The sequence below is a fragment of the Oryzicola mucosus genome (genome assembly GCF_014534685.1).
In the GTDB taxonomy this organism is placed as follows: domain Bacteria; phylum Pseudomonadota; class Alphaproteobacteria; order Rhizobiales; family Rhizobiaceae; genus Oryzicola; species Oryzicola mucosus.
In genome coordinates this window covers 694,933-706,905 of record NZ_JACVVX010000002.1, presented here as the reverse complement: position 1 = coordinate 706,905, position 11,973 = coordinate 694,933, and the positions used below count along the sequence as shown (strand labels likewise).

The following is an 11,973-nucleotide window of genomic DNA, read 5'->3' as shown; positions in this document are numbered from 1 at the left end:
TCCGCACAGATTTTAGACAGAAAGCACGACCATGTTTGAGGGTTTCGTCCGTTTCGCCAACACTGCCATGAAGAACCGCGCTCGTCGCCAGACCCAGGTCATGCTCGACTCGCTGCCGCGCTCCATCCAGAAGGACATCGGCTGGCGCTGGTCGCCGGATCGCCCGTCGACCTCTTCCGGCAGCCGCATCGGCTGGGAATACATCTGATCTGCGAGGTCAGACACGACAACCGCGGTTCAACATCGAACCCCGATTGCCAGGCCGGCTTCGGGGTTTTGCTTTTAAGATAAACAGTCAGAACCTGCCGGTTTCCTTGAAGATGGCGAAAGCCGCACGGATGTGATCGGCAGCCGCCAGTACCGGCGCGCTCGCATCGGGCGCCACCACCATGGCAAGGCTGTAATTGGGCATTTCGGGCAAGCCATCTTCGACGGTGAGTTCGACCATGTCGTCACCCAAAAACGATTTCGGCAGAGGTGCGATCGCGAGATCGGCAAGGATAGCCGCCCTCTGGCCTGCCGTATGCGCGCTCATATAGGCGACGCGGAAATTGCGGGCGACGCGACCCAAGGCCTCGAGCGCGCCGGCACGCCAGGCACAGCCCTCCTCCCAGATCGAAACCGGCAGCGGCTCGCGCATATGAGCGCACCCCCCCTTGGCACCCGCCCAGACGATCGGCTCCGTCATCATCACCTCGGCATTGTCCATGCTGACCCGCACCGAGTTCGTCAACAGCGTGATATCGAGCGAACGATCGTCCATGCGCCGCCGCAGATTGCTGCTCTGATCGATGGTCACGTCGACGGCGACCGAGGGATGCGATTGCGCGAAACGCTTCAAAACGCTGGGTAGCACACGCTCGCCGAAATCATCGGGCGAGCCGAGCCGCACGACGCCGGTTATGTCGGGAACGATGAATTTCGACACCGCCTCGCGGTTGACCGCCAGCATCCGTCGGGCATAGCCCAGAAGCATTTCTCCATCTGTCGTCAGAGACACAGAACGCGCATCGCGTACGAACACGGCGCGACCGAGAATGTCTTCGAGCTTCTTGATTTGCATGGAGACCGCGGACGGCGTGCGATAGACGGCATTTGCCGCGGTGGTGAAACTGCCGGTTTCCGCAATGGCGACGAAGGTTCGCAACACGTCCAGATCGAGCAAAGGCAGAGGATGATTGAGCGGAGCGTTCATGACACCTACATCAATAAAACTGAACGAAGAGATCATTTCATTGCGATTGATTGAACCTCAAATCGTCGGCATAGTCAATCTCATGACGAACCGCTGCTGACAGTCACGGACATCCGGAGCCTCAAAGCTCCAAGACACCATCGATAATCAGGAAACCGCCGTAACCGGTGGCGCCAGTTTGCGCCTCTGCGGCTAAGTCTATGGAAAGGTAAGACAATGCTTATTCTCAGCACTTTTGAACGCTTGGCTCACCGCTACTTCAACCAGCTGAAGCGTCACCATACCGAGCGCATGCTGCAGTCGCTGCCGAGGAATATCCAGAAGGATATCGGTTGGCCTCAGCCTGCCGATGAAGCCATCCAGCGCCGTCCGCGCCACACCGTGAAGACAAGCGCAAGCAGGCCGGTCAGGCTCATTTCGGCGAAGGTTCCTTGCTGATTGAGGAGACCCGGGCCGGCTTTGGCCGGCCCCTCTCGCACGTCGCAAATTTTGTCGTTGCTTTGCCCCCCACACCATTGACAGCCAAGGCGTCTTCGTTCGACGCTGTGCTAATCGCGACATTCCTTCGAATGTGTCGCCCGTGTGAGGGTTACGTGACCGCTGCAAAGCATTCGATCAAACGTTCGCTTGTTTTCTTCCTTGTACCCGATTTCACGATGGTCGCCTTCGCGACGGCGATAGAGCCGTTGCGCATCGCCAACCGCATGCTCGGCTATGAAGGCTACCGCTGGCGCCTGGCGAGCGGCGACGGCAGGCCCGTAAGAGCATCAAACCAGGTCGAATGCGCCGTCGACACCTCGCTGGAGGAAGAGCGCCGCAAGATGGCCGGCCCCGATCGACCCTCGATGGTGATCGTCTGCTCGGGCGTCAATGTCGAAGGCTACCAGAACCGCTCGGTCTTCGGCTGGCTGCGCGAGGAATACAACCGCGGCGTAGCCATTGGCGGACTGTGCACCGGTGCCCACGTACTCGCAGCCGCAGGATTGCTGGCCAATCGCCGCTGTGCCATCCATTGGGAAAACCTGCCCGGCTTTTCCGAGAATTTTCCGAAGGCAAACGTCTTCGCCGATCTCTTCGAGGTCGACCACAATATCTACACCTGCGCCGGCGGGACAGCGGCCCTGGACATGATGCTGAAGCTGATCGGCGACGATTTCGGCGATCACGTCGTCAACAGCGTCTGCGAGCAGCTGTTGACCGACCGGGTGCGCAGCCCCACCGACCGGCAACGTCTGCCGCTTCGGGCACGTCTCGGGGTGCAGAACTCCAAAGTGCTCAGCATCATCGAACTGATGGAAGCCAATCTGGCCGAACCGCTGTCGCTGATCCAGATCGCCGATCATGTCGGCCTGTCGCGCCGCCAGATCGAGCGGCTGTTCCGCACCGAAATGGGGCGTTCGCCCGCTCGCTATTACCTCGAAATCAGGCTCGACCGCGCACGGCATCTGCTGGTGCAGTCGGCCATGCCGGTTGTGGAAGTCGCTGTCGCCTGCGGTTTTGTCTCGGCATCGCATTTCTCGAAATGCTACCGCGAACTCTATGCCCGCTCGCCGCAGCAGGAACGGCTCGACCGCAAGCACCTCATCGCTGCGTAGAACGCCTGGCTGATCGAGGCGGCCGGCTCTATCGGCTGTCCCACATCCAGGAGCGGTCTCGCCACATCTTCTCGCCGACAAGGCAGTCGGTGGCAGGCTCGGCCTGCGCCAGCACCACCGGCAAGGCGCCGTAGGCCGGCACCGTGCGCGGATTTCCCGCCAGTTCGAGCACCAGCTTGCGGCGTATGGCTTCGGGGAACTGCGACCAGTCGTTGACCGGGATCATGAACGCCCCCGGCCCGCCGATCACGCAATCGGTGTAGTAGCGGTCGAGATCGCTGACATCATAGGCACTGGCGAAACCGCCATTGGTCATCAGCGGCAGGCCGTTGATGGTGATGCCCTGCGCGGTAACCTTGTCGCGGATTTCGCTGACCGGCGGGCCTTGGTTGTTCGGCCCATCGCCGGAAATGTCGATGACGCGCTTCAAGCCGCGATAGCTGGTCTCGGCGAACAGGTCTGCGCCGAATTCGAGTGCTGCTGCGATCGATGTGCGCCTGGCACTGTTGGGCGGTCCGACCGAAAGCGCCGTCGCCACGCGTTGTGCATCTTCGGCATTGGCGATCACCGTCCAGGGCACGATGACATGATGCGAGGACACGCCCGCCCATTCGAAATAGGTGACGGCGATCTTGCCATTGACGCCGTCCGCTATCGCCTGCAGCACATGCGGATGCGTCAGCGCCTCCGCATAGCCCTTGCGCTGGATCTCAAGCTCGTCGGGCGACATCGACAGCGACACATCGACCGCCAGGACCAGTTCGACATCGACTTGCTCGGCAGCCGATGCGGCCTGACCGCAGAAGGCCGTCAGCGCCAAGGCGGCGCCACCTGCCAGGAAATGTCTGATGCGAAGCAAACGAGACATTCCGCAAGGTTACGCGAATTTTCAGAGCTGACCAGAAAGCGCCGGCAAAATAGCCGCCGCTTCCCCTCACATTTTCGCGAGCGCTAAGTTCACGCCCTGAGCGCTTCGTTATTGGGATCGAACGGACTTTCGCCGATGATCGTCGCCTTGTGCAGCTTGCCAAGGATCTTGATCTCGAATTCCCCGCCTTGCTCCGCCATGTCGGGCTTGACCATGGCGAGCGCGATGCTCTTGCCGATGCGCCAGCCGTAGCCGCCATGGGTGGCGCGGCCGACCAGCGCGCCATCCTTGTAGATTGCTTCCGAGCCGCGCGCGTCGCAATCGGTAACGCCATGCACTTCCATGGTGACGAAGCTCCAGCGCGGACCGTTCTCGCGCAGCTTGACCAGCGCGTCGCGGCCGATGAAATCCCCCTTGTTGGGATGAACAAAGCGGTCGAGCCCGCTTTCCCAGGCCGAATATTCGATGGAAAGCTCGCGCGGGATGAGCCGATAGCTTTTCTCGATGGCCATGGCAGTCATGGCGCGGATGCCGAAAGGCTTGATGCCGAATTCAGCGCCCGCTTCCATCAGCAGGTCGAAGATGGTGTTCTGCTGCTCGATCGGATGGTGCAGCTCCCAGCCGAGCTCGCCGACGAAATTGACGCGCAAGGCATGCGCTGTCGCAGTGCCGACCGAAATCTGCTTACCGGACAGCCAGGGGAAACTGGCGTTGTCGAGTGGCGTGCGCGTCAGCTTCTGCAGCACCTTGCGGCTGTTCGGGCCTGCCAGCACCAGCACGCCCCACTGGGCTGTCATCGGCGTGAACTGCACGCTGCCGTCTGTCGGAAGCAGCTTGCGCAGGATATCGTGGTCATGCGCTTCGTAGGCGCCGGCCGAGACGAGATAGAAGCCGCCGGGCTGCCGGTAGACGGTGAACTCGCTGCGTACCCCGCCATGCTTCGTCAGCAAATGGCAGAGCGCGATGCGCCCGATCTTCTTCGGGATGCGGTTGGCAAAGATCGAGTCCAGCCATGCTTCCGCACCCGGTCCGCGCACCCAGGCTTTGGCGAAGGCCGACATATCCTGCACGCCGACATTGCTGGTGACGTTCCTCACCTCGTTACCGACATGCTCGAAATAGTTGGAGCGCCGAAACGACCATTTCTCCACCACACGACCGTCTTCCAAAGCCGGCGCATGATTTTCCGATGTCAGCACATCGGCGCCGACACCGAGCTGATCCTCGGGCACGGAATAGCCGTCCGGCGCGAACCAGTTGGGCCTCTCCCAGCCATAGACCGAGCCGAACACCGCGCCCAGCGACTTCATGCGATCATAGACGGGCGTCGTCTTCAGCGGGCGCGCGGCAGACCGTTCCTCGTCGGGATAGTGCATGGTGAAGACGTTGGCATAGGCTTCCTCGTTCTTTGCGATGAGGTAGCCTTCGGTCGCATAGGGACCGAAGCGGCGCGGGTCGACGCCCATCATGTCGATGGTCGGCTCGCCGTCCACGATCCATTCCGCAAGCTGCCAGCCGGCGCCGCCGGCAGCGGTGACGCCAAAGGAATGGCCTTCGTTCAGCCAGAAGTTCTTGAGGCCGGGGGCCGGGCCGATGATCGGCGAACCGTCCGGCGTATAGGCGATTGCGCCGTTGTAGACCTTCTTGATGCCGACTTCGCCAAAGGCCGGCACGCGGGCGATCGCCGTCTCGATATACGGCTCGAGGCGTTCGAGGTCTTCCTGGAACAACTCGTATTCGCTGTCGTCGGAAGGCGCATCGACATAACAGACCGGCGCGCCCTTTTCGTAAGGGCCGAGCAGCAGGCCGCCATTCTCCTCGCGCATGTACCAGGAGCTGTCGCTTTCGCGCAGCACGCCCATTTCGGGCAGTCCCTTCTTCTTGCGCTCGACGATGGCCGGATGCGGCTCGGTGACGATATATTGATGCTCGACCGGGATGACCGGAATGTCGATCCCGACCATCTTGCCCGTTTTGCGTGCGAAATTGCCGGTAGCCGAGATCACATGTTCGGCTGTGATGTCGCCCTTGTCGGTCTTGACCAGCCACTTGCCGTCCGCAGTCTGCTCGATCGCGGTGACCGCGGTGTTGCGATAGATCGTAGCGCCCAGATCGCGCGCGCCCTTCGCCAGCGCCTGCGTCAGGTCGGCGGGCTGGATGTAGCCGTCGTCGGGATGCTGGATGGCGCCCAGAATGCCGTCGGTCTCGCATAGCGGCCAGACTTCCTTGAGCTGTTCGGGCGTCAGGATTTTCACCGGAACGCCGATCGTCTCGGCAATACCGGCATAATACATGAACTCGTCCCAACGGTCCTTGGTACGGGCCAGCCGGATGTTGGAGCATCTGGTGAAGCCGACATTCATGCCGGTCTCTTCCTGCAGCTCCTGATAAAAGCGCACCGAGTATTTGTGGATCTGGCCGACCGAGTAGCTCATGTTGAACAAGGGCAGCAGGCCGGCGGCATGCCATGTAGAACCCGACGTCAGTTCCTTGCGCTCGATCAGAACACTGTCGCCCCATCCTTTTTTCGCGAGATGATACAGCGTCGAAACACCGACAACGCCCCCACCGATCACGACCGCGCGCGCTTCAGTCTTCATGCCGCCCAACTCCATCTCGCCTGCTGCGCCCGGCCTCAGCCGAAGCGATCCACTCATTTGCGGCCGAGATTAATATGCGGAGCAAGGCGATTTTCGGCCTGTTTGCGACACGGAATCGATGCGAACGACACACCGACCAAAAACCGAACGGGAAGACATCGCTCCATGAAAAAACCGGGCCCTTTCGGACCCGGCTTACGAAGCAGCTTGCGCCGCGTCTTTACTTGACGCGGGCGGTGCCGCCTGAAATTTCCAGCGTCTCACCGCCGGTCAGCGCTTCGCGGTCGCCATTGGGCATGGTCACGAAGCAGCCCTTCAAACAGAACTCCACCGTCTCGCCGGCAGCCACAGCCAACTGCGACTTGGTCGAACCGTCGGTCACGGTCAGCGTGTAAGCTTCAGCGTCGAGATTGGTGACGCTTGCGGCGTGAGCGGCCGAAGCAGCTCCCAGGACACCAGCCAGCACGATCATCATTCTCTTCATGTCAGTCCGGTGTTGCCACCGCCCCTGTTGCCTGAGCGGGCACTGTCGCCCGTTTTCATGAAAGCTTATAGACGATCCAAGCTGAACGCCAACTGAATGCCAAATTCATGCCACATATCAGGCAGGGTCGGGGCCCTTGGGCTTGCGTCGCCTCTTCGACGCGGCGGTGGCGGCCTTCGCTTCCTGCTGCCGTGCCAGCAACGCCTCATATTCCGCCTCGATGCGCTCATCCTCGCTTGCCTTGTCGAGGGGTTGTTCGGGCACGGGCGTCTGCGCGCGCGCAGTCGACGGTATGGCAATGCCGGCCTTCTCGAATTCGTTGAAGATGGCGAAGCGGAGGTCGTTCTGCACCGTGCCGCTGGTGAGGATATCGGCAAGGGTGACGCGCATTTCGAATTCCAGCGCCGCTGGGCCGAAATTGGTGAAGGCGATGAATGGCTCGGGGTTCTTGAGCACCAGCGGATGCGCCTGGGAGATTTCCTTGAGAATCTGGAAGGCGCGATTGATATCGCTGTCATAGGCTACATTGACCTTGATATCGATACGGCCGAGCTTGTTGCGATGCGTCCAGTTGCCGACCGCGCTGTTGATGAATTCCGAATTCGGCAGGATCATTGTCTGCCGCTGGAACGTCTCGATCTCGGTAGCGCGAACGCTGATCTTCTTGACGGTCCCGGAAACGGCGCCCGCCGTAACCCAGTCGCCGACCTTGAACGGACGCTCGGCCAGCAGGATCAGGCCGGACACGAAATTCGACACGATATTCTGGAGACCAAAACCGATACCGAGGGACAAGGCGCCGGCGACCAGGGCCAGGCTGGAAAGATCGATGCCGGCAGCCGATACCGCTATGATTCCCGCCAGCGCCATGCCGGCATAACCCACCACCAGGCTGATCGAATTGCGGACGCCCGCATCGACTTTGCCGCGCGCCATGACCGACCCGTCGAGCCAGTTCTGGAACCAGCGCGTGATGAAATAGCCCAGCGTGAAGATGATGATGCCGGTGAGGATGCCGGACGGCGAGAAGCTGAAGCTGCCGACCCTGAAGCCGCCGGCGGCGCGCACGAGCCAGACCCACATGTCGCCCCATTGGAAGCCCCACTGCAGCAGGATCAGCGGCAGGCCGATGACAATGACCAGGACATTGATGACGATGCTGATGACCAGCCCGAGCTGGTCCAAGGTGGTCTCGTCGGTCGAGAACCATTTTCCCAGCCGATCGCCGAAGGACGTGTGCGCAAAGGCGCCCTCCTCCGACATCGCGCGCGCCGAGAGATGGCCGATATACATCGTGCCCAGAATCGCGCCTGTCACGACGATCTGCTGCGACAGGAAGCGGGCCAGCCCGATATAACCCAGAAGTGCGGCAGCCAGAGTGGCGCCGCCCATCATATAAAGCGAATAGCGGAAATACCACGGCCAGGGTTTGGCGGTCCCTTCGGTGGTCGACAAGGCCTTGACCAAGCCGATCATGATCAGCAGCACGCCGATGATGACGGTGGCGCCGAGCGCCTCGCCTACAGTCAGCGTCAGCGGCGCGCCGAGCACCTGATAGACCGTGGACAGGAAATAATCGATGCCGCTGAAAAGGGCCGTCGCGGTCACCAGCCACATCAGCGAGCGGGCCGCTCCCGTCCGCACCGGCACGAGACGCCAATTGGGCATGTTGGGCGCCATAATCGCCCTGCCCAACCGATGGACGAAGAAAACCATCAGGATGACATAGAACAGCGCGCCCATCATGATGCCGATGTCGTCGCGCAGAATTTCGAAATACCGGAAGAGGAAATAGGTGATGCCCAGGAACACCGAAAGCGTGGCGGTGGGCAGCAAGGTCGACCAGAAGGCCACCGAAATACGGCTGAGGTAGCTCGGCTCTTCCACCATCGGATCCGGCTCGAACACCTTGCCGAACAGCCGACGCCCGCCGACGAGAAGCACCGCCGCCGCCAGCACGCCGAAGAAGGTGACGCCCAGAACCGAACTCAGCTTGAACGACCAGACGAAGCGCCACCACGACGCTACGGACCCATAGAGGTCGCCCATTTCGCCCTGGAAATCGCTCAGGACCTCGAAGAACAGTGCGTAGTCGATGTCATAGCGTTTTGTCAGAAGATTCTGGAACAGGTCGCGCCGCATCTCGCCGATGCGGTCGATCATGCCATTGACCTGGATCGAGAGGTTTTCGGCCACCCCGATCACCGCATTGATCTCGGCCTTCTCCGCCGTCAGCGCCTCGCGTTCGCTGGAAACGATATCCGGCTCGGCCGGCTGCCCCTCCGCCGGCACGGGGCCAAGTTGCGTCAGCCTCTCGTTGATTTCCGTCAGCTTCGGCCGAAACGCCACCGCGCTGCCGAGCAGTTGCTGCGAAAGCTGCTCCAGCTCCAGCCGGATCTCCAGAAGCCGGCTGTCATCCTCCGCGCTTTTTGTCATGTCCTGCTCAAGCGTCAGGACCTGCGCCTTCAATTGCTCGATGACTTTCTGCTGGTCCGCGACGATGCCGGCTGGGGCACGCCCCAGTTGCTGCGCACCGGCCTGCGGGACGAAAGACGCGGCAAACAGCACGACGAACAGGATTGAGTATCGCAAGGCTCTTGAGATCATGACTTCTCGGCATTCGCTTCGGTTCGCAGCGTTCGAACCGAGAAATTCATAAAGGAGGCAACCCCATGGGTGCAATCGGCTTCGGCGAAGGCCTAACCTGCGCAATCGTGTGGCACAATGATGGTCGTTCCGGGTCGTCCTGACGAGGCAAGACCTATTTCAGGAAGGTCGTCCACTCTTCCAGCGGCGCGCGCTCGGTGCGAAAGTGATTCTCCGGCTTGGAAGTATCTTCGTAGCCCAACGCAATGCCGCAGACGACGATCTCCTCGTCGGCGAGATTGAGGATCGGCCTGATCTGCCGATGATAGGGAGCAAACGCCGCTTGCGGACAGGTGTGTAGCCCGCGTGCACGCGCTGCGATCATGATGTTCTGCAGGAACATGCCGTAATCGACCCACGAGCCCTTGTTGAGCCTGCGGTCGATGGTGAAGATCATGCCGACAGGCGCGTCGAAGAAGACGAAGTTGCGGTCATGCTGCTCGCGCATGCGGTCGACATCCCTGCGACCGATGCCGAGCGTCGAATACAGCGCGAATCCCACCGTGCGGCGGCGCGTCAGATAGGGTTCGAAGAACTTCTCGGGATAATATTTGTATTCATCCCATTCGACCTTCTCGGCGCGAATGCCCGAATTCAGGATGGCCTCGGAGATTTTTGCCTTGGTCTCGCCTGTGGTCACATAGGTACGCCAGGGCTGCATGTTCGTACCGGATGGGGCACGGGCGGCAAGGTCGAGGATTTCGCGGATCAGCGTCTCGTCCACCGGCTTTGGCAGAAACGCCCTCACCGACCGCCGCGTCGCGATCGCCTCGTCGACGGTCTCGGCAATGTCGGCATCGTCCGTCATTCCACGCTCAGGCGCCAGCATTGGCAGTTCCCTTCAAACTTCCGGGGCAAAGCAGCAACGCGCAAAGTCCCCTGCTGTTGCCTCTCGGACCGCGGCTGCGAACACTCTGATGTATCCAGGCCGCGAGCCGCTTCGGAACACCCTCGCCGTCGATCGATCTCAGCATTTGCACCTTAAGCCATGATCCCGCAAGAGAATCTTCGGTGCATTGCCAGAGCCGGCTGTTGACGCAATGGCAGGAGACCGCGTCTGGCTCAAAGGATTTCGGATGCGCTGAGATCAGCGCTCTGTCAGATTCGCCGGGTCGTGGTGGGCTTCCGCATCCCTTCCGCTTCGGCTACAGCCGCACCAGGTCATGAGACCAGATCGAGAGAACGGATATCGTCATGCCAAAGCCTTCATCCCGCATTGCAGGCATCATTCCATCCGGCAAGGATGGCTGGGAGGTGCATTTCAGCGCCATGATGCGCAAGCAGGCCGGTGAGGACATCATCATGCTGTCGGTCGGCGACCACGATTTCGACACGCCGTCTGAAACCGTCGAGGCCTGTGTCACAGCCGTGCGCTCCGGCTTCCATCACTATACGATGCTGCCCGGCCTGCCGCGCCTGCGCCAGGCCATGGCTCGGCTGTCCACCCGTTGCACCGGCGTCGAGACGTCAGCCGACGAGGTCATCGCCACGCCCGGCGGGCAACTGGCGCTCTATGCGGCGGTGCAGGCCGTGGTCGATCCTGGCGACCATGCCATCGTCGTCGCACCCTATTACGCCACCTACCCCGGCACCTTCCGTGCCGCCGGCGCCGACTTCACGGTGGTGGAAGCCGAAGCCGCCGACGGTTTCGAGCCGCGTGCCGATGCGATTGCCGCAGCCTTGCTGCCGAACACCCGCGCCATCCTGATCAATACCCCGAACAACCCGACAGGCGCGGTCTATTCGAGAAAGACGCTCGAAGGCATCGCCGACCTCTGCATCCGTAACGATCTCTGGCTGCTGTCGGACGAGGTTTATTGGACGCTGGGCGGCGGCGAGCACATTTCGCCGCGCTCGCTGCCGGGCATGGCCGAGCGCACCTTGGTTATCAACTCCATGTCCAAGAGCCACGGCATGACGGGCTGGCGCATCGGCTGGCTGACAGGGCCTGCTTCGATGATCCAGTTGCTGATCAGCCTCAACCTCGTCACCACCTATGGCCTCACCGACTTCGTCTCGCGCGCCGCCATCGAAGCGCTCGAAAACGACTATGGCGTGGCCGACATCGCCGCCCTCTATGCCGCGCGGCGCTCGGTACTGCTGGATGGCATTCACGGCTCGAACGGGTTCGTCGTGCGCGGTTCGGCGGGCGGTATGTATGTGATGCTAGACATCCGCGCCATCGAGCCGGACTGCGAAAAATTCGCCTTTGCTCTGCTCGACGCCGAGAAGGTCAGCGTCATGCCGGGATCGAGCTTCGGCGATGCCGCGGCCGGCCATATCCGCATCAGCCTATGCCAGCCGGACGAAGTGCTGCGCGAGGCGGCGCAGCGGATCGTTCGGTTTGCGTCGGGCTATGGCGATGCGAAAGTGTGATTGATCATTCGACGACGAGTTCGCAGTTTCAGTCGCGCCCTACGTCGCCCCCCTCTGTCCTGCCGGACATCTCCCCCGCATGGGGGGAGATCAGCAGTTGGACTGCCTTCGCTTCTTTTGGAGCGTCTGAGATTGGCGAAAGCCGTCATGAGGGCCTGATCTCCCCCCATGCGGGGGAGATGTCCGGCAGGACAGAGGGGGGCGCCATG

Annotated in this window: 10 protein-coding genes; 4 read left to right on the top strand and 6 right to left on the bottom strand. The window is 61.4% G+C overall.

The genetic code is table 11. The features are described 5' to 3' along the window. The first annotated feature begins 31 nt into the window (after positions 1 to 31). Complete coding sequence (locus ICI42_RS09825) at positions 32 to 208, top strand: hypothetical protein (protein ID WP_188164360.1); 177 nt, start codon at positions 32 to 34, stop codon at positions 206 to 208. An 87-nt stretch (positions 209 to 295) separates the two neighbouring features. Here the strand turns inward: ICI42_RS09825 and ICI42_RS09820 are convergent, their stop codons facing one another. Continuing rightward, complete coding sequence (locus ICI42_RS09820) at positions 296 to 1,195, bottom strand: LysR substrate-binding domain-containing protein (RefSeq protein WP_188164359.1); 900 nt, start codon at positions 1,193 to 1,195, stop codon at positions 296 to 298. Between the two features lie 216 nt (positions 1,196 to 1,411). Between ICI42_RS09820 and ICI42_RS09815 the strand changes: the two genes are divergently transcribed. Together ICI42_RS09815 and ICI42_RS09810 are read left to right on the top strand one after the other, a co-directional pair. Further along, entirely contained in the window at positions 1,412 to 1,633 is a 222-nt protein-coding gene (locus ICI42_RS09815) for a hypothetical protein (RefSeq protein ID WP_188164358.1), read from the top strand. 218 nt (positions 1,634 to 1,851) lie between these two features. Next, complete coding sequence (locus ICI42_RS09810; RefSeq protein ID WP_230980268.1) at positions 1,852 to 2,790, top strand: GlxA family transcriptional regulator; 939 nt, start codon at positions 1,852 to 1,854, stop codon at positions 2,788 to 2,790. Positions 2,791 to 2,818: 28 nt separating this feature from the next. Here ICI42_RS09810 and ICI42_RS09805 read toward each other — a convergent pair whose 3' ends face one another. The 5 genes from ICI42_RS09805 to ICI42_RS09785 form a co-directional block, all read right to left on the bottom strand. Then, a complete protein-coding gene (locus tag ICI42_RS09805; RefSeq protein ID WP_188164356.1) occupies positions 2,819 to 3,658 on the bottom strand; it encodes a DUF1194 domain-containing protein in 840 nt (279 codons plus the stop codon). An 89-nt stretch (positions 3,659 to 3,747) separates the two neighbouring features. Next, positions 3,748 to 6,258 (bottom strand): GcvT family protein, encoded by a 2,511-nt coding sequence (locus ICI42_RS09800; protein WP_188164355.1) that lies wholly within the window; start codon positions 6,256 to 6,258, stop codon positions 3,748 to 3,750. Between the two features lie 220 nt (positions 6,259 to 6,478). Further along, the gene (locus ICI42_RS09795) at positions 6,479 to 6,742 is read right to left on the bottom strand and encodes a hypothetical protein (RefSeq protein WP_188164354.1); all 264 of its coding nucleotides are present in this window, start codon (positions 6,740 to 6,742) and stop codon (positions 6,479 to 6,481) included. Between the two features lie 117 nt (positions 6,743 to 6,859). Further along, positions 6,860 to 9,349 (bottom strand): mechanosensitive ion channel family protein, encoded by a 2,490-nt coding sequence (locus ICI42_RS09790; protein ID WP_188164353.1) that lies wholly within the window; start codon positions 9,347 to 9,349, stop codon positions 6,860 to 6,862. A 154-nt stretch (positions 9,350 to 9,503) separates the two neighbouring features. Next, entirely contained in the window at positions 9,504 to 10,217 is a 714-nt protein-coding gene (locus tag ICI42_RS09785; protein ID WP_188164352.1) for a nitroreductase, read from the bottom strand. Positions 10,218 to 10,582: 365 nt separating this feature from the next. Between ICI42_RS09785 and ICI42_RS09780 the strand changes: the two genes are divergently transcribed. Continuing rightward, the gene (locus tag ICI42_RS09780) at positions 10,583 to 11,764 is read left to right on the top strand and encodes a pyridoxal phosphate-dependent aminotransferase (protein ID WP_188164351.1); all 1,182 of its coding nucleotides are present in this window, start codon (positions 10,583 to 10,585) and stop codon (positions 11,762 to 11,764) included. The last annotated feature ends 209 nt before the right edge of the window (positions 11,765 to 11,973 follow it).

What these genes read in the sequence shown, in the direction of transcription:
- ICI42_RS09825 (WP_188164360.1), top strand. Translation starts at nt 32, where the DNA reads ATGTTTGAGGGTTTCGTCCGTTTCGCCAACACTGCCATGAAGAACCGC.
- ICI42_RS09820 (WP_188164359.1), bottom strand. Translation starts at nt 1,195, where the DNA reads ATGAACGCTCCGCTCAATCATCCTCTGCCTTTGCTCGATCTGGACGTG.
- ICI42_RS09815 (WP_188164358.1), top strand. Translation starts at nt 1,412, where the DNA reads ATGCTTATTCTCAGCACTTTTGAACGCTTGGCTCACCGCTACTTCAAC.
- ICI42_RS09810 (WP_230980268.1), top strand. Translation starts at nt 1,852, where the DNA reads ATGGTCGCCTTCGCGACGGCGATAGAGCCGTTGCGCATCGCCAACCGC.
- ICI42_RS09805 (WP_188164356.1), bottom strand. Translation starts at nt 3,658, where the DNA reads ATGTCTCGTTTGCTTCGCATCAGACATTTCCTGGCAGGTGGCGCCGCC.
- ICI42_RS09800 (WP_188164355.1), bottom strand. Translation starts at nt 6,258, where the DNA reads ATGAAGACTGAAGCGCGCGCGGTCGTGATCGGTGGGGGCGTTGTCGGT.
- ICI42_RS09795 (WP_188164354.1), bottom strand. Translation starts at nt 6,742, where the DNA reads ATGAAGAGAATGATGATCGTGCTGGCTGGTGTCCTGGGAGCTGCTTCG.
- ICI42_RS09790 (WP_188164353.1), bottom strand. Translation starts at nt 9,349, where the DNA reads ATGATCTCAAGAGCCTTGCGATACTCAATCCTGTTCGTCGTGCTGTTT.
- ICI42_RS09785 (WP_188164352.1), bottom strand. Translation starts at nt 10,217, where the DNA reads ATGCTGGCGCCTGAGCGTGGAATGACGGACGATGCCGACATTGCCGAG.
- ICI42_RS09780 (WP_188164351.1), top strand. Translation starts at nt 10,583, where the DNA reads ATGCCAAAGCCTTCATCCCGCATTGCAGGCATCATTCCATCCGGCAAG.